The sequence below is a fragment of the Saccharibacillus sp. JS10 genome, from assembly GCF_024436065.1.
Classification (GTDB): Bacteria; Bacillota; Bacilli; order Paenibacillales; family Paenibacillaceae; genus Saccharibacillus.
In genome coordinates this window covers 254,900-276,695 of sequence record NZ_JANFNS010000004.1, presented here as the reverse complement: position 1 = coordinate 276,695, position 21,796 = coordinate 254,900, and the positions used below count along the sequence as shown (strand labels likewise).

Here is a 21,796-nt window from a genome sequence, read left to right as displayed (position 1 = left end):
TTCATCCCAAAAGCAGCGAAGGCATGATGCCTTCGCTGTTTTTTTATTTCCTTTTCCGCCTTCTTCGAAGCTTACATGACATTTGTCACCCAAAGTCACTGACATCTATGACTACGCAGCGTAAGCGCTTTTTTTTATACTACGTACATAGAGATGCCGCTTCGGTGTCCGCGAAAGGGGATTACATCCATGAATCCGTCTACTAACCCTGCATCCGCTAACCCAATTGCGGAATTAAAAAAGCATATGAAACCTTACGAGAAAACAGATTCCAAAGCGAGTATCCGTCAGATGATCAACACGTTGATTCCGCTTATTTTGCTCTGGTTCGGCGGGTATATGAGTTTGTCACTTTCGTATTGGATCGCACTGCCGCTACTGATCGTAGCTTCGGGCTTCGTGATTCGTACATTCATCATTTTCCACGACTGCACGCACGGATCGTTTTTCAAAAATAAAAAAGCCAATGATATTGTCGGTACGATTACAGGCGTTATTACGATGATGCCGTATCGCAAATGGAAATATAGCCATACGCGTCACCACGCAACTAGCAGTAACCTCGACAAACGCGGTGAAGGCGATATGTGGTTGATGACGGTCGATGAATACAACAGCGCTTCGTTTTGGACACGCTTGGCTTATCGTTGTTACCGCAATCCGATCGTCATGTTCGGTCTGGGACCGATCTACGTCTTTTTGATCGAATCGCGCTTCAACCGCAAAGGCGCAAAGCGTCAAGAGCGGATCAACACCCACCTGACCACCTTATTCATCGCGTTGCTCTATGCGGCGCTGATCTGGGCGATCGGCTGGCAAGCGTTCCTGCTGGTACAAGTTCCGGTCTTCTTCTTCTCCGGGCTGTTCGGCATCTGGTTGTTCTACGTGCAGCATCAATTCGAAGATTCTTACTTTGAGCATGAAGAAGAATGGAGCTACGTGAATGCCGCTGTCGAAGGCAGCTCGTATTACAAACTGCCGAAGCCTTTGCAATGGATGACCGGCAATATCGGGTTCCACCATGTGCATCACTTAAGCCCGAAAGTTCCGAATTATAACTTGGAAAAAGCACATGATTCTTCGACTCCTCTTCAAAAAGCAACGACGATCACGTTGAAAACGAGTCTTCAATCGCTCAAGTTCAGACTGTGGGACGAAGAAACGAAGACGTTCACGGGATATAGTCAACGCCGCAAAGTGCGCAGTGGATTGCCAAAAAATGCGGTTCAAGCGGTTGCACGTGAATTGAAGCCAAAGACTCCTGCTATGCCGAAAGATTAATCTTATTTGGACGTTAATATGTTGCAGGTATCCATCAGAATCCAAGCAATCTGATGGATACCTGCAATTTTTTTGAAAACAAATATCGAAATTTCGGCTGTCACTTGGGAAAAAGGAGGGCGCGCGTTATAATGATCTCAAAAAATCAGACGGTGCAGATGTTGAATCGAACCTTGCCGATTCCAACGAATAGCCGCGGAGGATTGTCCATCATGCAGAAGTGGTATCAAATTTTTCAACGAAGTACCGGGCTGAATCCTTATGTCTGGGTTGTCTTTTATATTTTGCCGTTTTACTTTATTTTTCGCTCGTCCACCGCTTTTCATGCCGTCAGCGGAATCGCGATGGTTATCGGATTTTTCGTCTGCTATTTACTCGCTTTTGCTTCAAAAGGACGTTTTTTTTACTTTTGGACAAGTATGCAGATTGCATTCTCCGTATCGATGACCTTGATGTTCGGTTATATGTATTTTGCGGTATTCCTAGCGTATTTCGTCGGTAATATTCGGAGTAAAAGCACGTTTTTCACTTTGTATTCGATTCAGCTTTCCGCAGCGCTTGCTTCCGCTTACGTCGGGTATGTCCATCTCAACCCTCTTATGATTACACAATGGCCGTTCGTAGCGTTGACGATCATTGCCGTAATCTTGCTTCCGGTGACGACTTACAATCGCAATCGAAGCGAACATTTGGAAGGTCAATTGGAAGACGCGAACAAACGGATCTCGGAACTTGTCATCATGGAAGAACGTCAGCGGATCGCGCGGGATCTTCATGATACTTTGGGCCAAAAACTCGCGCTCATTGGACTTAAAAGCGATCTTGCTGCCAAACTCGTGACCAAAGATCCGCAGAGATCTGAAGAAGAAATTCGTGACGTTCAGCAAACGGCGCGCGTTGTATTAAAAGAATTACGCGAACTGGTCACTCAAATGCGAGGCACACATGTTGAAGACGAAATTCACCGCCTCCGGCAAATTCTCAAAGCGGCGAATATCGAATTTAGTCTGATCGGTGATCCTGCCGAGACGCGCACGTCTTTGCTCAATGAGAATGTGGTAAGCATGTGCTTGAAAGAAGCGGTTACGAATATTATCAAACATAGCGGCGCAACCTCTTGTATGATTGAAATACAACCGCGCTCTAGCGAATTGGTGGTTCGGGTTACCGATAATGGACAAGGCTTGCGCGAACGTGAAAAAGGGCGAGGAAGCGGTCTACGCGGGATGCGCGAACGACTGGAATTTGTAAACGGAAGCTTGGATATTGCCAGCTATACTCCAGAGCAAGACGGAAAAGGGACATCGTTGACCATGCGAATTCCAAATGTGTTGGTGCAACCCGAGCCCGATCAGATCCACTCTACTGTAGCGCAAGTGAACAAGGAGGAGTAAGACATGGTAAGGATCGTCATCGCGGAAGATCAGCGGATGCTACTTGGCGCATTATCTTCGTTGCTGGATTTGGAAGACGATATGGAAGTCGTCGGCAAAGCCGGAGATGGCGAAGAAGCGGTGCGTCTCGTTCGTCTGCATAAGCCCGACGTATGCGTCATGGATATTGAAATGCCTAAAAAAACAGGGCTCGAAGCCGCCGAAGAGTTAAAAGGTTCGGGTTGCCGCGTCCTTATTTTGACAACGTTCGCTCGCTCCGGTTATTTCGAACGTGCGATCAAAGCCGGCGCCCATGGCTATCTGCTCAAAGACAGCCCAAGCGAAGAACTGGCGGAAGCGATTCGCAGCGTTATGTCAGGCAGACGAATCTATGCACCAGAGCTTGTTGACGATGCGCCTTATGCCGAAACGAATCCGTTGACCGATCGCGAAAAAGAAGTGCTTCATTTGATTTCCGAAGGCAAAAACACCAAAGAAATCGCCAGTGAGTTGTCACTCACAAACGGTACCGTTCGCAACTATGTGTCTGTGATTTTGGATAAGCTGGGCGTTGGCAACCGGATCGAAGCGATCACCCGTTTCAAAGAAAAAGGCTGGTTCAAATGAATCGGCTTTTTCTTTGCGTAGACAGCCTATACACTCTGCTTGTTTTGCGATATGGTAAACAGAGTATTTTTTCAACCAGAAAGGTGTGCGTAACTTTTGCGAATTAACAAATATATCGCCGAATCCGGCTTCACGTCGCGTCGCGGCGCAGATAAAATTATTGCTGAAGGTAAAGTGACGATCAACGGCGAACCTGCCGATCTCGGTAGTCAGGTCGAACCGGGCGATGATGTAAGGGTCAGCGGCAAAAAGATCAAAGGCAAAGACGTCGAAGAAAACGTCTATATTGCACTTAATAAACCAGTCGGCATTACCAGCACCACAGAGCGGAATATCAAAGGCAATATCGTCGATTTCGTCGGTCATAGTCAGCGGATTTTCCATGTCGGCAGACTGGATAAAGACTCCGAAGGACTGATTCTGCTCACAAACGACGGCGATATCGTCAACGAAATTTTGCGCGCCGAAAACCGTCACGAAAAAGAATATATCGTAACGGTAGATCGTCCGATCACGCCCGAATTCTTAAAAAAAATGGCGGCAGGCGTCGAGATTTTGGACACTAAAACTTTGCCTTGCGAAGTCGAACAACTATCCAAGTTCATATTCCAGATCACGTTAACGCAAGGATTGAACCGCCAAATCCGCCGCATGTGCGAAGCGCTGGATTACAATGTGCGTGCGCTGAAGCGGATCCGCATCATGAATATTCACTTGAACAGTCTGCCTGTGGGCAAATGGCGCGATCTGACGGCAAAAGAATTGGATCGATTGTTCAAAGACTTGAATTATACGCCTCGCGGTAAATGAATAGCTGATTTTTTGAAATTCTACAGTGGATCGACGAAGCGAGTCGACTCCAGTTACGTTCGTATTTAACAGCCCAAGCCCTTCCCAACCGGAAGGGCTTTTTTTGTGTGGGATAAACCTTTTCCAATATGAATAAAATGACCTATATTGCCAAATCGTAATCCTTACGATAATATAAATCCATTCTGTTAATCATAATGTTTACGAATTAGGAAGGGGTTCTTATTTTGTTTAAAAAAATCGTTCCGCTAGTTGCTTCTCTAGCATTGGGAGCCGCGCTACTCAGCGCTTGCGGATCTTCGACTTCGGATAACGCCGCGCAACCGGCAAAAGCAAACGCGGCTTCCGGCAGCAAAGATGTTCATTTCCTGTATAACTTCTCGACTCGCTCGCTTGATCCGCATGTCGATTCCAGCTATGTGCCGCTTCGCGCTGGAATTACCGAAACGCTGGTACGTCTCGACGAAGAAAATCTGACCGTTGCTCCGTGGCTTGCAAAAAGTTGGGATAGCCAAGACGGTCAACATTGGAATATTCAATTGCGAGACGACGTCACTTTTCAAAATGGTAAACCGATGAACGCAGATGCAGTAAAAGCTTCGTTGGAACGTGCTTTGAAAGAAAACGTCGCGATCCAAAATGCGCTCAAGATCGATACGATTGAAGCAGACGGAAACAAGCTTACCATCACAACGACCCAGCCTTTTCCGGAATTCGCTTCTGAATTAGTCAATCCGAACACGGCGATTATCGACGTCAGTGAGCCGGATATCGTCAATAAGCCGATCGGGACAGGGCCTTTCGCGCTAGATACTTTCACGCCGGGGAGCAAGCTAGAACTCAGTCGCTACGATAAATATTGGGATGGCGCTTCGCCTCTTGACCATGTCACGTTCTCGTTCAACGAAGATGCGAATGCCCGATCGCTGGCACTCAAATCCGGGCAAGTCGATATGGTGTACCGCCCCGAAGTCGAAAGCCTGGAATCGCTCAAAGCGATAGACGGGATGAAAGTCGAATCGACTTCGACGTTCCGCGTGCATCAATTGACGATGAATATGCAGCGCCCTGCTATTCAAGATCTGAACGTACGCAAAGCGTTAGACGCTCTGATTGATCGTCAAGGCATTATCGATACGATCTTGCTCGGTTATGGCGAAGCAGCGATCGGACCATTCCTGCCTTCGCTGCCTTTTGCGCCGAAATACGATCGCAAAGCGGCGGAATTCGGTTCGGAAGCGGCAATCCAACATTTGCAAGCCGCAGGGTATTCGTTGACTAACGGCGTCATGACCAAAGACGGCAAGCCGCTCAAGCTTACGCTGCTGACCTACTCGTCGCGTGCCGATTTGCCGCTGATCGCGCAAGTATTCCAATCCGACGCGAAGCAGATCGGAATCGATGTCGAAATTCGCCAGATTGATACGCCGGAAGAATATATGGCGTCCAATCGCGATTGGGATATCGCGACTTATAGCAATCTGACCGCTCCGCGCGGCGACGCAGGCTACTACCTGAACGCGACCTATCACCCGAAAGGCGCACTGAATTTCAGCGGCTCGGAAGATCCGAAATTGACCGCGATTATCGACGAGCTGAATCTGACCGTCGCTCCTGAAAAGCGTGCCGTGCTTGCGGAGCAAGCTGCGAATTATGTGCACGACCAAGTGCTCAATTCATTCGTGCTGCATCCTTCTACCATCGTCGCTTACAACAGCAAGAAGATCCTGAATTGGGTCACTTCACGTAGTGAATACTACATGATTACAAACAAGCTGGATGTGATGTAATGCTTCGGATTTTGCTGCGTAAGTTTTTGGAAGTCTTTTTATTCCTACTGTTTATCATGTTCGTCAGTTTCCTGTTCATCCGGCTTGCGCCGGGTGATCCGGTGCTGACGATTTTGAACGTTGAAGAACTTTCGGTCAGCCAAGAACAGGTTGAAGCCATGCGCGAAGAAATGGGCTTTAACGATCCTTTGCTGATCCAGTTCGGCAAATGGCTGCTTAACTTTGTTCGTCTGGACTTTGGCAACTCGTATTCGACCGGGCAGCCGGTGATGCAGACGCTTCTTCAATCGTTGCCCGCAACGGTAGAGTTAACGCTTGGTTCGCTGCTGGTCATGTTGTTGGTCGCTGTGCCGCTTGGTTCGCTATCGGCGGTATACCGTGGAACATGGATCGATACGCTCAGTCGGATGTTATCGATTCTCGGTGCTGCCGTGCCTAGCTTCTGGTTGGGGCTGATCTTAATCGACCTGTTCGGTGTGCGTTTTGGACACCTGCCGACGATGGGGCGCAGCGGTCTATCTTCATTGATCCTGCCTTCTTTGACGCTTGGGCTTGCGATTTCCAGCGTCTATGTACGCTTGCTCCGCTCTAGTCTGCTCGATTCGCTCAGCCAGGAATTCGTTCGTTCGGCAAAAGCTCGAGGGTTATCGGAAAATCGGATCTTTTGGCTCCACGCGCTTCGTCATAGCCTTCCTCCCGTTATCACCGTGTTCGGAGTGAGTCTCGGCAGTCTAATCGGCGGCGTGGTCGTAATCGAAGTGTTATTCGCTTATCCGGGCATCGGCAAATTGGTCGTCGATGCGATACGTCAACGCGATTACCCGCTTATTCAAGGCTATATTTTGATCATGGCAATCGTCGTATTCGTCGTGAACACCGCCGTCGATCTGTCGTATCGCTTTTTAAATCCAGAAATGAAATTGAAAGAAAAGGAGGCACATCGATGAAAAGTACAGTGTCGGTAGAGACATCAGATCCGCATAAACGCAAATGGCATAAACCCCGTGCACAAGCTATAATCGCTATTCTTTTTGCGCTATTTGTACTTACTGCCTCCTTTTATGCTTTTGTTATTCTAAAACATGATCCGTCGTTAACCGATCTTCGTGGTCGATTGCTCGGCGCAAGTGCAGAGCATCCTTTCGGAACCGATCATTTAGGACGCGACGTATTGACCCGGCTTCTGCTTGGCGGCGTACAAACGCTTGGGTATAGTCTGCTCGCGCTAGGCGTAGCACTGTTGATCGGGATTCCGCTTGGCATCATCGCAGGATACAAACGCGGCTGGGTCGATCGGTTATTTGTACGTGTTGCCGATGGCTTTCTCGCTTTCCCCGATACGATCGTCGCGATCGTGCTTAGCGGTCTATTGGGTGCAGGGATCGGCAATCTCGTACTCGCTATCGTGATCGTCAAATGGGTCAGTTACGCCAGGCTTGTCCGCAGCATCGTCTTGTCCGAATCGCAAAAAGAGTATATCTTAATCGCTCGAACGAATGGCTTATCCGATGCACGGATTATGCGCAAACATCTGCTGCCGCATATCGCCGGGCACGTGCTCGTTCTTGCAAGTCTGGATCTGGGCAAAATTATTTTGCTTATTTCTTCGCTGTCGTATATCGGCTTAGGCGCGCAACCTCCGACGCCGGAATGGGGAGCGATGCTCAACGATTCACGTCCTTATTTCCAATCTCGCCCTGAGCTCATGATCTATCCGGGTCTTGCGATCGTCTGCGTCGTGCTGCTCGCCAATATGCTCGGAGATACCCTGCGAGATCTTTTCGATGTGAAAAAGGAGGTGCAGCCGTGATTTTATCGATCGAAGAATTGAGTATTACCGCTCACCGCCGTACCCTTGTGGACCATGTGTCTTTTGCGATTCGGGCTGGCGAATTTATGGCGCTTGTCGGTCAAAGCGGCAGCGGGAAAAGCTTACTCTCGCAAGCGATCGGACAACTCTTACCGTCAAACTTGAAAGCAACAGGCACAATTCAATTCGAAGAAAGCAATCTATTGGAGCGTACGCCAAAAGAAATGCGCTCACTTCGAGGTACTGGCATTTCATATATTTTTCAAGATTACCAAGGAGCATTTACACCGTTTCGCAGTATCGGCGCACATTTCGACGAATATCAAAAAGTACACGGCGAAAAGTCATCTACGGTTCGGAAAGTTAAAGCCGCAGAAGCATTGGAATCGGTCGGTCTGGATGCGTCGCTCCTACGCCGGTATCCGTTCCAACTAAGCGGCGGGCAGCTGCAACGCGCGGCTATCGCGACATCGCTTATGCTGTCACCGCGTCTTCTGATTGCTGACGAAGCAACGACCGCGCTCGATAGCGTATCGGGTCATCGGGTCATGGAACTGCTTGCCGCCAAGCAAAAAGAAACCGGTTGTGCGATTTTATTTATTACGCATGATTGGCGGCATGTGCGGCGTTATGCCCACCGGTTGTCGGTCATGCAAGAAGGCAAAATTGTCGAATCGGGCGGCAAGCACCGGATTTTGGACCATCCCAGACATGAATATACGCGGAAATTGATCGAAGCTGCGCCGATATTGGGGCGTTCGTTGAACTCGGGACTGGAGGATGAGTCGTGATGAACAATGATTACCAAGCTAAGCACAGCGGTGGCGCGCCAATAGGCGAAGAGCAGCCCCTACTCCGTGTCCAGCAGCTAAGTCGAACGTACACGGGTGCCAAGCGTCCGGCTGTTGATAATATCAGCTTCGATCTGGAGCGAGGCGAATGTCTAGGTCTGGTCGGCGAGAGCGGCTGCGGCAAAAGCACATTGTCGCGCTGTCTAATGCGAATCGAAGATGCAGACAGCGGTTCGATCTGGCTTGACGGGCAAGATATTGCCCGTTTGAACGCACGTAAGCTTAAGGCGTACCGAAGACGTATTCAGATCGTGTTCCAAAATCCTTCGGCGTCGTTAAATCCTAAGCTCAAGATTGCCGATTCATTGATCGATCCGTACGAACAACTGGTGAACGGTACTCCGTTGCAGCATTTTACGTATACGTCGCGCGAAGCTTATCTCCGGCAATTACTCGAAGCCGTCGAATTGCCTGCTGAATTGATGAACCGTTATCCGCATGAACTGAGCGGCGGGCAGCGCCAACGCGTCACGATTGCGCGCGCAATCGGAATCGAGCCGGATGTGATCCTATTCGACGAACCTACAGCGAGCCTAGATGTGATCTCGCAAGGCGCGGTATTGGACTTGCTCGCTACCTTACGCACTTCGCTTGGACTGTCTTACTTATTTATTTCGCATGATTTAGCAGCGGTACACCGGATCAGTCAGCACATGATGGTGATGCGTGAAGGCAAGATCGTAGATCGGTTTGCCGCAAGCGCACTGATGTCGGAAACCCGGCATCCCTATACAAAAGAATTGATTTCGATTTTTTGATGATACGAAAAAACACCTTCGCGAATAGTTCGCTCGAAAGCGAAAACTTTTCGTTGAAGGTGTTTTTTCATAGGATAGATTGTTAATTGAACGTTTACTGCTTGATTGCTAAATTAACCTTTTACAACAGCTTCGACTGCGCTTTTCAGCGGCGTATACGCATCACCGATCAATGTAGTCAGGTCGTTTGAAGGAGAAGAGAACTGTCCGCTTTCGATCGCCGTATCTACGACATGGATCATAAAGCCTGCTCCGCCTTCCGGTACGCCCGCCGAAACCAATGCGCTCACCGCTTCCGGAGCCGGAAGGGCTTGGTGGCTCACCGATTTGCCGGATACTTCGCTTAACACAGACGCGTACTCGTCATACGAGAACGGCTGCGGCGATGTTAGTTCGTAGGTTTGGTTCGCATGACCGTCTTGTGTCAGCACAACAGCAGCCGCGCGAGCCAGATTGTCGCGGGTCACATAGTTCAGCTTGCCTGTTGGCGCAGCTGTAACCACGGTACCGCCCGCAATCACGCCAGGTGTGGTCTCATTGACAAGCAGATCGAGATAGAATCCGTTACGCAGGAACGTATAAGCAATCCCTGTTGTACGAATCGCGTATTCCGTCGCTAAATGGACGTTTTCCAGACCAATACTCATTTTCTCTGCAAAAGCAAAGCTTGTGTATGCGATATGTTGAATGCCTGCGTCGCGCGCCGCTTCAACAACAGTCGCGTGTTGGCGAACGCGGAGCGTATTGTCCATCGAAGAAGCCGAGACGAACAACAATTTTTCGCCGCCTTCGAAAGCTGCCGGCAATGAAGCGGCATTGTCGTAATCGCCGAGACGCAGTTCAACGCCGAGCTCTGCAAGTGCCGAAGCTTTTGCTTTGTCGCGCACGACGCCAACGATGTCTCCTACTTGCACGCCAAGATCGATCAGATGATGAATAGCTGCCGTTCCTAAATGACCCGATGCTCCGGTTACGATAATTTTGCCCATGTGTATCCGCTCCTTAAAATATAAAATGGATGTATTCGATTCGAATTGTAACCATTATAGTTTCAGGTTAGAACATTTGTCAACCGGTCTCTTGTTAGCGGCTTTTCGCCGCCATTTCAAGCACTTCGTCCACAATTGCTTGAGGATCATACGACTGAATCGAATGCGCCGAATTTTGCACCACGACGGTCTCCGATTGAGTCGACCAAGACTTTCCGAAATTACGCTGCATCTCTAACCAATCTTCGCTCACCTCGCCAAATCGATCCGCTACCAGCTGAACAATCGGAATATTCAGACGCGTTTTCGCATCAATCACTTGCTGGGCATTGGCTTTCATATTGCGCATTTCGTCTATGACATTATCATTCATGGAGACAAGCAGCGTAGCCAAACGTTCTTGTTCTTTCATCGTAGGAGAAAGCAGGCGCAGACCGTTACGCTGCCCATTCAGATACTCGGTAAATCCATTCACATGATACAATGCTCGCACAATGCCGGATTTGACAGCGAGTCTTATTAGCTGCGTCGGTTGCTCCGGGAAAGTCAGATAAAATTCTGGTGAGCCTGAATCAATCGTGACGATCCCCGCCACTTCGTCTGGATACTTTTGAGCAAAACGAATCGCTTCAAGACTTCCTAACGAATGCGCGGTCAAAATATAAGGAGGCTCGACTTTCGCTTCGATTAACGCTTGTCTGAGTTCTTCGGTAATTCGATCAACCCTGCGTTTCTCGTCGGTCAAGTCACTGTAGCCATATCCAAATCGATCGACGACGGCAAAAGAAATCTTATCGCGCAGAAACGGATACATCGGGGAAAAGCTCGTATATGGATTGACGGTTCCCCACCCAGCAATCAATACCACTGTCGGTTCATCGCTTGCTTTGCCTGCTTTTTGTTCGCTATAGACGTGCATCCGGTGCCCGTTCACTTCGACCTTCTCGCCCGGTGCAATATAAGCGGCACGATCTTCGCGTTCACCCATCGCTTGATACACAAATCCGGCCAAAAGCGCGACGAGCCCAATGATGATCAGCCAACTGATTACAGATAAAAGGCGTCTAAAAAAACTTTTTTTCTTTTTCGGCTTTTTTGATTTTTTCGTCTTCTCCGGACCTGTTGGTCCTCCGCTTCCTTCCGAAGAAGTCTGCGGCTGCTGAGCCGGAAGACCCGCATCCGCTTGAGCAACCAATTCTTCCATCGCGGCTCTACGTTTCGCCCGTTCGTCTTGATCCATAACCGATTTTCCTCCTCTACAAAAAAACGCGTTTTCTACGTAAGACTTTGCCGATTACACCGCTGTTAGCGTACCTCTGCAAATTCTACCGCGAAAACGCGTGTTTTCGAATCTCGTTGTTTTTAGTCTTCGTATCCAGCGAATCCTTTGTCGATCAGATACGCCATCTCGGAATCGAGTACATTTTCGATCTCAAGTTCGTTCAGCTTAACGTCTTTTTGAGCAACGACATAATCGACTAACTCGTCGCCGTCTAATTCAATCGTGCTGCCCGGCTTTTTCGCTGCGGCTGCAATAAAGGCTTGCTCATGTTTGAGTACTAATTTGATGCCTTCTTCACTGACCCCTGTTTGATCTACAATATAAGCAATCATTTCGGTTTCATTGATTTTTTGTTCGCTCATGTTCGTCATCCTTTCACCGGTTCGATTGCCGTTCTTTTCGCCCGGACGTTGTTATTGTAGCATAGCTGAAATAGCAAAGAGAACATTGTTATCAATTGCAGGGTATGATAATATGAAGCTAACAGTTCCCGTCCGGCCTAGCAGACCATTTTATGGTTTGATGCAAAAAAGGACGGGCCATTTTTATTTTACGGAGGCTTTTGTAGATGAATCCTAATATTCCTCCTTTAAAACCTGCCATATCGCTTGAAGATCAAATTAAACGTTTGACTTCACGGAACTTGATTATTCAAGATCCTGATTTTGCGAAAAAAACGTTACAAAAAATCAGTTATTATCGCTTTACCGGTTATCTCCTTCCTTTTAAAACCTCAACAGGCAATTATAGAAATGGAACAACTTTTGAACACGTAAGCAATATTTACGAATTCGATTCCAAACTTAGACTTCATCTTTTACGTTTATGTGAGCATATTGAAATTCAGATGAGAGCTCATTTTTCTTATTTTCTTGCGATGCAGCATGTGTCAGACCCTTTATGTTATCGAAATCCCTCTTGCTTTCAATTCAGGTCTTCTGAACAATTCGCGAAATTCATCACTAAATGGGATGAAAATTTGGATCGAAGCTCTGAAATTTTTATTAAACACCATCGCTCAAATTATGGAGGTCGTTTTCCTATATGGGTAGCGATTGAAGTTTTGACGTTCTCCAATCTTTCTACCTTTTTTTCTAATTTTAAACCAAGTGATAAACGGGATATTGCCAAAAGCTATCTTTTAAAAACTCCAAATTTACTAGAAAATTGGCTTCATGGCTTTTCGGTACTGAGAAATAAATGCGCGCACTTTTCACGGCTTTACTATACGTTTTTGGGCAAAGATGTGCTCTTATCCAAAAATGCAGTAGCTTTAAAGCTAAACCGAAAAAAACTTTATGCTTTGATTTTTTCTGCTAAGTATTTTGTTACAGATCGTGAGTTTTGGAGTGATTGGGTAAATGAATTAGAATCTCTTGTCATCAATCACCAACATACTTTAAACTTATCATTTTTAGGATTCATACCAAATTGGAAGCTTCATTTGTTATCCAAGCCAACAGATACTTATTAAATGAAAAATCCAGCCTTTCCCACTTGTTCGATGTGTTGATTCATACATCTTCTGGGAGGCTGGATTTTTTTGATTTTCGTAAGGTAGAGCTTTACTTCTTCTCCCCGCGTACCACTTGCCGAATCTGTTCCAGCGGCACTTTCGGTACACGGTCGTAAGTCACTAAGCCGTTGATTTCTTGCTCTACATCGGTCAGTTGCGTATAACAGAACCCTTGCACAATACCCGATACGGTCAGTGGATGAATAACGGCGTTTAACTTTTGCAAAAATTCTTCGTCATTGTCTGCGCCGGAGTATCCCCAGCCTTCTTGCTCGCTTTTGCGATAAGCGATTCCGCCGAATTCCGTAATTAGAATCGGTTGCCCGGCGTAATGACTATCGCCTACAAAAATACGCCGGTTGGCGGGCATCGATTGAAGCGCCGTTTCGGTAGACGTGTAACGCTCGGTCAAAATCTCTTCTCGCCATTCATAGTCATGGATCGCCACAATATCCGTCTGCATCATTTCCCAACCGTCGTTGTAAATGACCGGACGAGTCTCGTCGAGCGACCGCGTCAAATGATACAATGTCAGTCCGTGTTGCTGCTGACGGGTATCGACCTGCACGTTCGGAATGCCCCAACTTTCGTTCATCGGTACCCAAGCGACGATACACGGATGATTGTAATCGCGCTCGATCGCTTCTTGCCATTCTTTCGTAAACTTACGGACATATTCTTCGGAATAATTGTACGCATTCGCCGCTTCGCCCCAGACGAGAAGCCCCATCTTGTCACACGCGTACAAAAATCTCGGGTCTTCCATTTTCTGATGCTTGCGCACGCCGTCAAAGCCCATTTCTTTCGTCAAACGAATATCGCGTACATAATCTTCATCGGTCGGAGCCGTCAGGATCCCGTCCGGGAAATAGCCTTGATCCAGTACGAGCCGCATAAAATAAGGACGGTTGTTCAGACATAATCGACCGTTTTCAATCGAGATTTTACGCATACCGAAGTAACTATCGACATGATCCAAGATTTGATCGTTTTGTTTGACAATAAGCTCTACGTCGTACAAATTCGGCTTTTCCGGTGTCCACCAGCGTCCGAGCCCGTGATCGTTAAAATCATTCAGCCCGATGGCACGCGACTCTTCGGCATGTAGCACCGGGAACGATTCTTCCGCAATGATTTGCCCGTCAAAAGAAATCCGCAAGACCGCCGTAACCTGATTATCACTTGCGGCTTGTCCATAGGCTTCACGCGAGAAAAACAAACGAGTGCGCACTTCGCCGCGATCAATATCCGGCGTGAACTTTATTTTTTCGATATGAACAGGGCTCACCGGTTCTAACCACACGCTTTGCCAGATCCCGGTCGTGCGCGTATAGAAGATACTTTCCGATCCTTCTTTCCAATATTGCTTGCCTCTAGGCAACGTCACGTCGCGGCTAAAATCTTCGGCACGGATAACGATGATATTATCGCCTTCGGCGTTGAGCAGATCGGTAATATCCGCGTGGAACGGCGTATGCCCGCCTTCATGCGTTGCCGCCCAGCGTCCGTTTACCCACAGTGTCGAATGGTAATCGCACGCTCCGATATGTAGCGCGACGCGGCGCTCTCCCCAGCTTTCCGGAATCTCGAAGCTGCGCCGGTACCAGACTAGATCGTGAAAACCCGGATCGCCGATTCCGCTGAGTTTACTTTGAAAAGCGAAAGGCACGACGATACGTTGATTAAAATCTCCGCCTTCGCCTTCGAACCATCGCTGACGGTCTCCCAGACGGGCATCGTCAAAAGCAAATTCCCATTCTCCGTTCAAGTTCAGCCAGTCTTTTCGTTCAAATTGCGGACGTGGGTATTCAGGGCGCGGGATAGGATCAATAGAAGATATAGTCATAATGCCTCCTTGAAATATGGATGATCGGGTAGCGACGACAGCGACACTTACATTTCTTTGCCACCGGTAAACGCAATTCCTTTAATAATTTGTTTTTGGAAAATAAGAAAGACGATCAGTACCGGAATTGCGGCAAGCGCATTTGCAGTCATCGGCAGTGCGTACTCTTGGTTATACGAACTTTGGAACATCGGCAGACCGAGGGTAATCGTCATATACGCTTTGTCCGAAATCGAAATCAAAGGCCAGACGTAGTCGTTCCACGAGCCGATAAAAGTGAAAATCCCAAGTGCCGCAAGCGCCGGACGGGATAACGGTAAAAAGATACGGTACCAGATTTTGAAAAACCCGGCTCCGTCGATCCGCGCCGCTTCTTCCAAGTCTTTAGGCAATCCATCGAAAAATTGTTTGAGGATAAAAATCCCCATCGGCCCTGCAAGCGCAGGCAAAATCAGCGAAATTCGCGTTCCTAAAAGATCGGCGTCGCGCATCAATAGATAAAGCGGGATCAACGTCGCTTCGCCCGGAATCATCATCGCGGACAAAAACAAAATAAACAGCACTTTGCTACCCGGAAACCGCACACGCGAAAACGAATATGCCGCCATCGAAGCGAACAGCAGCACAAGTGCCGTCGTCGCTACCGAGACCACCAAACTGTTTCCCATCCAACCAAAAATCGGAGCACGGTTAAGCACCGTCTTGTAATTATCAAGCGATACATTGAATCCTCCGGCGAATAAGCTTCCGCTTTCCGGTGTGAGCGAGAGCGATAACATCCAGAAGATCGGAGTCAAAAACATCAGAGCGAACAATGCCGCCGCAATACGAACCACATACGGATATAGACGATCTAACATACGAATTCCCTCCTTACACAGAATGGTGACGGTATGAAATGAGTTATTCCCCGAATCTTCTCAGTAACGTCGTTTGCAGCAACGAGATCACGAGAATCACCAACATCAGTACAAAAGCGATTGCCGACGCGTATCCCATCTGAAAAGTCTGAAAGCCATTTTCGTAGATCGAGAACACGACTGTCTTGGTCGCTCCCGCCGGGCCGCCTCCGGTAATCAATTTGGATTGACCGAAAATTTTGAACGAAGATATGGTCTGCAACACGACAACCAATACCGTGATCCGCGAAAGCGACGGGAAAGTAATGTAACGGAACGTTTGCCAACGATTCGCTCCTTCAAGACCCGCTGCTTCGTAATACGATTCCGGAATATCTTGCAGCCCTGCCAAAAACAACACGAATACAAAACCGATCGTCCACCATAACGTCGCCATGACGATCGAAGCCCAAGCGAGCGTAGAATCCGATAGCCAGAAAATTTCGTTTTGAATAAGACCAACCCCCCGTAAAATCCGGTTCAGCAGACCCGTATACGGTTGAAGAAAAATGACCCAGATACTTGAAATGACGGATACGGAGAGCACGTAAGGCATGAAAAAGGCGATTCGCAGAAAAGCTTGACCTTTACGAATACTGTTCACCATCACCGAGAGCAATAGCCCGACTACTGTAATCAGCGGCACGCTAACGAGCGTGAACAATACGGTATTCAGCAGATTGGTATGGAATTCTTCGTCTTGGAGCAGATTGATGTAATTTTGCAGACCGATAAACGTCTTGTCCCCGAGCAGCGACCAATCGTAGAAGCTCACGCCGAAGCCGTAAAAGATCGGGATCATCGAAAACAAGATAAAAAAGACCGTGTACGGAAGTACCATTAAAATTCCTGTGACCCAGCCTTGCCGATGCAGTGAACTTCTCGGAGATTTTGTATCGACTCCGGTATTGGGCTTGCTTGTAGAGGTTTGCGTAGCCATATTGTCGCTCCTTCCTGCACTTCGTTAACAAATCGAAAAGGAAGCGGTCTGCGGAAAGCCGCTATTTCGCTTCCTTTCCATTGTCTTCCGTTTTTCGTTTCGCTAACGATCTGCGTTAATTATTTGCCTGTCGTTTTATCGATAACGGCGTTCGCTTTCTCCAAAGTCGTCTGTGGATCTTGCTTGTTTGCCATCATTTTCTCGAATTCTTTGACGATGTTATCGTTCACTTGACCTTGTTTTTCGTTACGAGGCCAGTATTTAACGAAATCGGCAGACTCCGCGTAGTCGCTGCGGTACGGCATATCTTTGAAGGCTTGCGATTCCAGTACTTTCGTTACGCTCGGAATATGGCCGGCTTTCGCCCATAACTCGCCGTTATCCGCTAACCATTTGGCGAAGATCAAAGCCGCTTTTTGCTTCGCCGGGTCTTCTGTGCCGTGCTTCGGCAATGCCAGCGTATGCGAGTCGCCCCAAGTCGCGGGTTGATCATAGATTTGCGGCATCGGCACAACGCCGAAGTCCAAGCCGTCTACACTTTCAAAAGCTCCCGTGCTCCATACGCCGGTAATCAATACCGCGGCACGTTTGTCTTGGAACAACTTCACGGCATCATTGATTTTGGGTGGAATCAGACCGGATTTGTACAGACTGTCTACGTATTCCAAAGCTTCCAGCGCTTGCGGATTGTTCAACGCGGCTTTGCCGTTGTCATCGTAGAATTGACCGCCATCGGTCAACTGGTTGTAGAAGCCCCAGAACATCCAGTACGAATCGATCCGCACATCGGGCTGAGCGAGAGGCGCGACGTCGGCAGGTACCGCGTTTTTGATTTTAGTCAAAAACTCCGTGAATCCTTCCGGCGATTGGTCGTAGACCGGGTTGCCTTTGTCATCGAGTACGCCTGCTTTTTCCAGATGTTCTTTGTTGTAGTACATGACAATCGCGTGGGTATCTAAAGGAATCGAATAATGTTTCTCGTCATAGATCGTGGAATCGAGAATGGTTGGATTGAACTCGCCCCAATCGAGCTGGGCTTCTGCCGCCAGATCGTCCAGCGGAGTCACGAAGCCGGATGGAACGAATTGCGGCATCCGCGAAGAGTGAAGCACCATCAGATCGGGTGCTTGATCCGACGCGATTGCGGTCTGAAGCTTGGTATAGTAATCGCCAGCCGGATTTGCGAGCTGCTCGACTTGAATCTCTTGGTTCTCCGCGTTGAACTTCTCGATCATCTGCGTCATGAATTCGCCATCGCCACCGCTAAAAGGCGTCCAGTACGAGATCGTCGTTTTGCCCGCCGGCGCGGCTCCGCTTTCCCCGCCGCTACCGGTTTCTCCCGCCGTATTGCTCGTTGTACCGGCTCCGCCGCCTGCGCAAGCACTGAGCAGCAGCATGACTGCCATTGCCCAACTTGCCATTTGCAATCTTTGTCTTTTTTTCATCGTGATGCCTCCCTTATCTTCGAATGATGGCTTTTGCTTCAACCCCGCAGCCGTTTTTGGTTACGCTTACAAAAACATCATAGATGGAAATGAAGGAAGACTGAATGACGCTTTTTTAGAGAGAATGGACATATATTTGGGGGTTGCTTATTCCGGCGTTTTTAGACTTTCGCCCGATCGGGTCGCAGTGTATCCCGGAATTCTTTCGGTGTTCGTCCGGTCTCGGATTTGAAGACGCGGTTGAAATGCCGGATATTCACAAAGCCTGTCTCATACGCAATCGAAGAAATTTTGTCGTCGGTATGCAGCAATCTCCGGGATGCTTCGCGTACGCGTATCGACGTTAAAATCTCGACAAAAGAACGTCCGAGACGGCTTTTGAACAAGCTGCTTAGATACGAAGCATTCAAAAAGACAAGCTCTGCCATGCTGCCGAGCGTGATCGGCTCGGCATAATGCGCTTCGATATGCCGGACGACTTTGTCTACGGCATGGACTTGCCCGCCGTCGTCGCTACGGCGGATAAGCGCTTGCAGCGTATGGAGCAAGCTTGCGCAATACGCGGCAAGTTCGGTGCGCGCGTTGATCGCAAGCGCGCCTTGCAGAACGCCGCCAATCTCGGCGCCGCTTAGCCACTGGCTGTGTACGCCGCGATCTACTGCCAAGCCGTAGGCTTCGAGCAGCATACGGCAGACCTGCTCATGGATTGCGGCAGGGCTTGCGGCTAAGCCGCATAACTGCTCAATCCCTTCGCGCACGCGCTCGCCGAGGTCGTCGTCGACGCCTTCGAGCAGCGCTTGTTCCAGGTCGCTGCGCCGCGTCAGCAGCGTAGGGATCGACGCCGCCTCTTGCATCGGCGGGTCTTCGTAGAGCAGCACCCGATTGCCGCCTGAAGTCAATCGGTACAGCAAAGCAATCTTCGCTTCGCCGTAAGACTTGGCGACATCTTCGATAGCTTGTACCCCTCCGCCGATTCCGATCGTAATCGTCAACTGAGCTTCGGCTCGAATCTTCGCCGCGATCTGCCCGGCAAGCTGCGCCAACGCTTGGCGCGACTCCGCCGAAGACTCGGCGTCCAACAATGCGACGACGCTGGTTCCGCGCCGGAAAACAAAGCCTGAACGCAGCCCTTTCAACGCTTCTTCGATAAACTGCTGCATATAGAGCGAGAACAACTCCGCTTCTTGCCGCTCATAACGATTGCGTTCCACCGAATCTTTATCCAGTTCCGCGATCAGGCAGTAAATGCCTTTTTCAAAGGTGATGCCGAGTCTTTGTAGTTCTCCATATTTGGCATGCGGCAACTCGCCGCGCACCAATTCATCCAGCAATCGCTCCCGCTCTTGCGTAGACAGTACGTTAGGCACAAGTTTTTGATGTTGTTGTTCTTTTTCTGTCAATTCTGTATCCACCACATTCAAAACGCGGTACAGTTCTTCTTTGACGATCGGCTTGAGCAAATAATCTTTTGCCCCGTAACGCAGCGAACTTTGGGCGTACCGAAAATCATTGTATCCACTCAAAACAAAACAACGAATATCCGGGTGATTTTCATGAATATGCTGCTGCAACTCAATCCCGTCAAGCTTTGGCATCCGAATATCGGTAATAACGAGTTCAGGCTGAAGACGTTCTATCTCTTCTAACGCTTCCAGACCGTCTTTCGCTTCGCCTACGACTTCCCACGGTGTATTCGATGTTCCGATTAGATGACGCAGCCCTCTTCGGAAAATCGCTTCGTCGTCGACGACTAGCACGGTACGTTTATTCATGATCATCTCTCCTTTCTTCGGATGCTTCCTCGCTTACTCGCGGCAACGTCATACAAGCTTGTATCCCTCCGTTTGCCGAATGGTTCAACACTACGCCAAATCCGCTCCCGTATTGCAGCACCAATCGGCGATGCACATTCACCAGCCCATGACCGCCGGGTCCGTCCGGCAGTAACCCTTCTTCCATCTTGGCATTTTGGAGCGCCAGCGCATCGTCGTCCATACCGGGACCGTTATCTTCGACAATGATTCGGATCTTCGTATCGTCTGCGGAAATCGTGAGTACAATCTGCACTTCGCCGCTTCCGCGCTCAAGCCCGTGTACAATCGCATTTTCGACAATCGGTTGAAGCGACAAGCGAATGATCGGTTGTTCCAACAGCCCCGGTCTTGCCACGATTCGGTAATGCAGACGTTCTTCGTACCGAATACTTTGAATGGCAAGATACCCCCGAATATGTTCGATTTCTTCGCGAATCGTCACTTCCGAACGTCCGCCGCCCATACTATAGCGAAGCAGCGCACTCAGATGATTCGTCATGCTGACCACTTCATGGTTGCCTTCAAGCTCCGCGTACATACTGATCGAACCGAGCGTATTGTACAGAAAATGCGGGTTGATCTGACTTTGCAGCGAAGCGATCTCGGCATTTTTTTCGCGAATTTCAGTCTCATACAATCGATAGGTCAAGCTGCCTAGCCGAGAAACCATAAGATTGAAAGTTCGGCTTAAATGACCGATCTCGTCTTCGCTGGCTACCGGAATCGAGACGCCGAATTCTCCTTTTTCGACTTGTTTCATCGAACGTCTCAGCACGCTAAGCGGTCTTGTAATTCGCAGCGAGTACAGCACGGATACGAAGACCGATGTCACCAAGCAGACCAAGCCTACCCATAACATTTGGCGATTCACTGTAGACGCATCGCGCAATAACACGCTGAGCGGTACCGCTTGAAGCACGGTCCAACCTGTGATCGGCGATGTTCGGTACGTCATCAACACCGCCGATTTGCCGCTGCCGAGCGTGACCGTCCCTTCTCCTCTGTATGTCCCTAAGTTACCTGTCGAATCGGGAAAAGCTCCGCTCGTATAGATCGAGACCGATTGGCTGTCGAGCACGGCGACCGAACGCTGCCCTCCGCTAGACAGATTAGCAATCCGATCTTGCAGATCGTGAGTCGGTACGTCGATTTTCAAAATCGCCAGCGGTTCGCCGCTTTCCAGACTCCGAATCACGCGCACCGCCGAAAACACATCGTAAGTCGAGCCGTTGTCCGACAATACGCGATGAGGTCTGACGAATACCGCTTGCCCGGAAGAGACAGGTGACAAAAAAGCGCTCAGATCCGGGTCGTCGTTTTCGGTGAAGCGTCCGGGGCTATCCGGCGGCTCGACATACGAACGGACTTTTTGCGCTTGCAGCGTAATGCCGATTGTATCGACCCGTCCATTGAGCCGGATACGCCGCATCGCATCTTCCAATAACATTCGTTCTTCGTATACGGTCGCTTGCCCTGTATTTCGGTTCTCTAAATAATCCAGCAAATCCGGCGTCTGATACGGCAAGGTCGTGAGCAGCGCAAGTTCATTCATATAAATATCTAGGTTTGCGCTGAACTCGCGTACCGCATCGGCTTGGTACAGCCCGACATTTCGCTGCATCGACTTGGAATAGCCGATACTGCTCAAGATCGAAAACAATAGAAGCGGCAAAGCGATCAGCACAAGATTAATCCAGATCAACTTGAACGCAAGCCCGCGGTCTTTCCAGTATCGATCTCGACAAGTTGCGATAAACTGACGCAT

At 48.9% G+C, this 21,796-nt stretch carries 19 protein-coding genes; 10 read left to right on the top strand and 9 right to left on the bottom strand.

Features of this window, described 5'->3' with window-relative positions:
* Positions 1–189: 189 nt before the first annotated feature.
* From desA to NOM90_RS14075, 9 genes are all read left to right on the top strand, one after another.
* A complete protein-coding gene (desA, locus tag NOM90_RS14115; protein ID WP_255942753.1) occupies positions 190–1,281 on the top strand; it encodes a Delta(5) desaturase DesA in 1,092 nt (363 codons plus the stop codon).
* Between the two features lie 212 nt (positions 1,282–1,493).
* Entirely contained in the window at positions 1,494–2,675 is a 1,182-nt protein-coding gene (locus NOM90_RS14110; RefSeq protein ID WP_255943042.1) for a sensor histidine kinase, read from the top strand.
* 3 nt (positions 2,676–2,678) lie between these two features.
* The gene (locus NOM90_RS14105) at positions 2,679–3,281 is read left to right on the top strand and encodes a response regulator transcription factor (protein WP_255942751.1); all 603 of its coding nucleotides are present in this window, start codon (positions 2,679–2,681) and stop codon (positions 3,279–3,281) included.
* Positions 3,282–3,377: 96 nt separating this feature from the next.
* Complete coding sequence (gene rluF / locus NOM90_RS14100; RefSeq protein ID WP_255942748.1) at positions 3,378–4,091, top strand: 23S rRNA pseudouridine(2604) synthase RluF; 714 nt, start codon at positions 3,378–3,380, stop codon at positions 4,089–4,091.
* A 227-nt stretch (positions 4,092–4,318) separates the two neighbouring features.
* On the top strand, positions 4,319–5,881 hold the full coding sequence (gene nikA / locus NOM90_RS14095; RefSeq protein WP_255942746.1) for a nickel ABC transporter substrate-binding protein: 1,563 nt from the start codon (positions 4,319–4,321) through the stop codon (positions 5,879–5,881).
* Positions 5,881–6,828 (top strand): nickel ABC transporter permease, encoded by a 948-nt coding sequence (gene nikB / locus NOM90_RS14090; protein WP_255942744.1) that lies wholly within the window; start codon positions 5,881–5,883, stop codon positions 6,826–6,828. Before nikA ends, nikB begins: the two co-directional genes overlap by 1 nt.
* Positions 6,825–7,691, top strand: a complete 867-nt coding sequence (gene nikC / locus NOM90_RS14085; protein WP_255942742.1) for a nickel transporter permease — start codon at positions 6,825–6,827, stop codon at positions 7,689–7,691. Before nikB ends, nikC begins: the two co-directional genes overlap by 4 nt.
* Positions 7,688–8,482 carry an ABC transporter ATP-binding protein gene (locus NOM90_RS14080; RefSeq protein ID WP_255942740.1) on the top strand — a complete coding sequence of 265 codons (795 nt, stop codon included), beginning with the start codon at positions 7,688–7,690 and terminating at the stop codon, positions 8,480–8,482. The genes nikC and NOM90_RS14080 overlap by 4 nt, the downstream gene beginning before the upstream one ends.
* Positions 8,482–9,300, top strand: a complete 819-nt coding sequence (locus NOM90_RS14075) for an ABC transporter ATP-binding protein (protein WP_255942738.1) — start codon at positions 8,482–8,484, stop codon at positions 9,298–9,300. The genes NOM90_RS14080 and NOM90_RS14075 overlap by 1 nt, the downstream gene beginning before the upstream one ends.
* A gap of 113 nt (positions 9,301–9,413) precedes the next feature.
* Here the strand turns inward: NOM90_RS14075 and NOM90_RS14070 are convergent, their stop codons facing one another.
* The 3 genes from NOM90_RS14070 to NOM90_RS14060 all read right to left on the bottom strand — a co-directional run bounded on the left by NOM90_RS14070 (position 9,414) and on the right by NOM90_RS14060 (position 11,933).
* Positions 9,414–10,289 carry an SDR family oxidoreductase gene (locus tag NOM90_RS14070; protein ID WP_255942736.1) on the bottom strand — a complete coding sequence of 292 codons (876 nt, stop codon included), beginning with the start codon at positions 10,287–10,289 and terminating at the stop codon, positions 9,414–9,416.
* A gap of 94 nt (positions 10,290–10,383) precedes the next feature.
* The gene (locus tag NOM90_RS14065) at positions 10,384–11,529 is read right to left on the bottom strand and encodes an alpha/beta hydrolase (protein ID WP_255942735.1); all 1,146 of its coding nucleotides are present in this window, start codon (positions 11,527–11,529) and stop codon (positions 10,384–10,386) included.
* A 122-nt stretch (positions 11,530–11,651) separates the two neighbouring features.
* Complete coding sequence (locus tag NOM90_RS14060; protein WP_255942734.1) at positions 11,652–11,933, bottom strand: hypothetical protein; 282 nt, start codon at positions 11,931–11,933, stop codon at positions 11,652–11,654.
* A 206-nt stretch (positions 11,934–12,139) separates the two neighbouring features.
* Between NOM90_RS14060 and NOM90_RS14055 the strand changes: the two genes are divergently transcribed.
* Positions 12,140–13,045, top strand: coding sequence for an Abi family protein (locus NOM90_RS14055; protein ID WP_255942733.1), 906 nt, complete (start codon positions 12,140–12,142; stop codon positions 13,043–13,045).
* A gap of 91 nt (positions 13,046–13,136) precedes the next feature.
* Here the strand turns inward: NOM90_RS14055 and NOM90_RS14050 are convergent, their stop codons facing one another.
* The 6 genes from NOM90_RS14050 to NOM90_RS14025 all read right to left on the bottom strand — a co-directional run bounded on the left by NOM90_RS14050 (position 13,137) and on the right by NOM90_RS14025 (position 21,796).
* Positions 13,137–14,933, bottom strand: a complete 1,797-nt coding sequence (locus tag NOM90_RS14050) for a glycoside hydrolase family 2 protein (RefSeq protein ID WP_255942732.1) — start codon at positions 14,931–14,933, stop codon at positions 13,137–13,139.
* 47 nt (positions 14,934–14,980) lie between these two features.
* Entirely contained in the window at positions 14,981–15,793 is an 813-nt protein-coding gene (locus NOM90_RS14045; RefSeq protein ID WP_255942731.1) for a carbohydrate ABC transporter permease, read from the bottom strand.
* A gap of 43 nt (positions 15,794–15,836) precedes the next feature.
* Positions 15,837–16,772, bottom strand: coding sequence for a carbohydrate ABC transporter permease (locus NOM90_RS14040; protein WP_255942730.1), 936 nt, complete (start codon positions 16,770–16,772; stop codon positions 15,837–15,839).
* A gap of 119 nt (positions 16,773–16,891) precedes the next feature.
* Positions 16,892–18,217 (bottom strand): ABC transporter substrate-binding protein, encoded by a 1,326-nt coding sequence (locus NOM90_RS14035; protein WP_255942729.1) that lies wholly within the window; start codon positions 18,215–18,217, stop codon positions 16,892–16,894.
* Positions 18,218–18,378: 161 nt separating this feature from the next.
* Complete coding sequence (locus NOM90_RS14030; RefSeq protein WP_255942728.1) at positions 18,379–19,989, bottom strand: response regulator transcription factor; 1,611 nt, start codon at positions 19,987–19,989, stop codon at positions 18,379–18,381.
* Entirely contained in the window at positions 19,982–21,796 is a 1,815-nt protein-coding gene (locus NOM90_RS14025; protein ID WP_255942727.1) for a cache domain-containing sensor histidine kinase, read from the bottom strand. Before NOM90_RS14025 ends, NOM90_RS14030 begins: the two co-directional genes overlap by 8 nt.

Excerpts from the sequence above, each read along its gene's own strand:
- desA (WP_255942753.1), top strand. The coding sequence starts at position 190 with ATGAATCCGTCTACTAACCCTGCATCCGCTAACCCAATTGCGGAATTA.
- NOM90_RS14110 (WP_255943042.1), top strand. The coding sequence starts at position 1,494 with ATGCAGAAGTGGTATCAAATTTTTCAACGAAGTACCGGGCTGAATCCT.
- NOM90_RS14105 (WP_255942751.1), top strand. The coding sequence starts at position 2,679 with ATGGTAAGGATCGTCATCGCGGAAGATCAGCGGATGCTACTTGGCGCA.
- nikB (WP_255942744.1), top strand. The coding sequence starts at position 5,881 with ATGCTTCGGATTTTGCTGCGTAAGTTTTTGGAAGTCTTTTTATTCCTA.
- nikC (WP_255942742.1), top strand. The coding sequence starts at position 6,825 with ATGAAAAGTACAGTGTCGGTAGAGACATCAGATCCGCATAAACGCAAA.
- NOM90_RS14075 (WP_255942738.1), top strand. The coding sequence starts at position 8,482 with ATGAACAATGATTACCAAGCTAAGCACAGCGGTGGCGCGCCAATAGGC.
- NOM90_RS14070 (WP_255942736.1), bottom strand. The coding sequence starts at position 10,289 with ATGGGCAAAATTATCGTAACCGGAGCATCGGGTCATTTAGGAACGGCA.
- NOM90_RS14065 (WP_255942735.1), bottom strand. The coding sequence starts at position 11,529 with ATGGATCAAGACGAACGGGCGAAACGTAGAGCCGCGATGGAAGAATTG.
- NOM90_RS14060 (WP_255942734.1), bottom strand. The coding sequence starts at position 11,933 with ATGAGCGAACAAAAAATCAATGAAACCGAAATGATTGCTTATATTGTA.
- NOM90_RS14055 (WP_255942733.1), top strand. The coding sequence starts at position 12,140 with ATGAATCCTAATATTCCTCCTTTAAAACCTGCCATATCGCTTGAAGAT.
- NOM90_RS14050 (WP_255942732.1), bottom strand. The coding sequence starts at position 14,933 with ATGACTATATCTTCTATTGATCCTATCCCGCGCCCTGAATACCCACGT.
- NOM90_RS14045 (WP_255942731.1), bottom strand. The coding sequence starts at position 15,793 with ATGTTAGATCGTCTATATCCGTATGTGGTTCGTATTGCGGCGGCATTG.
- NOM90_RS14040 (WP_255942730.1), bottom strand. The coding sequence starts at position 16,772 with ATGGCTACGCAAACCTCTACAAGCAAGCCCAATACCGGAGTCGATACA.
- NOM90_RS14035 (WP_255942729.1), bottom strand. The coding sequence starts at position 18,217 with ATGAAAAAAAGACAAAGATTGCAAATGGCAAGTTGGGCAATGGCAGTC.
- NOM90_RS14030 (WP_255942728.1), bottom strand. The coding sequence starts at position 19,989 with ATGAATAAACGTACCGTGCTAGTCGTCGACGACGAAGCGATTTTCCGA.
- NOM90_RS14025 (WP_255942727.1), bottom strand. The coding sequence starts at position 21,796 with ATGCGTCAGTTTATCGCAACTTGTCGAGATCGATACTGGAAAGACCGC.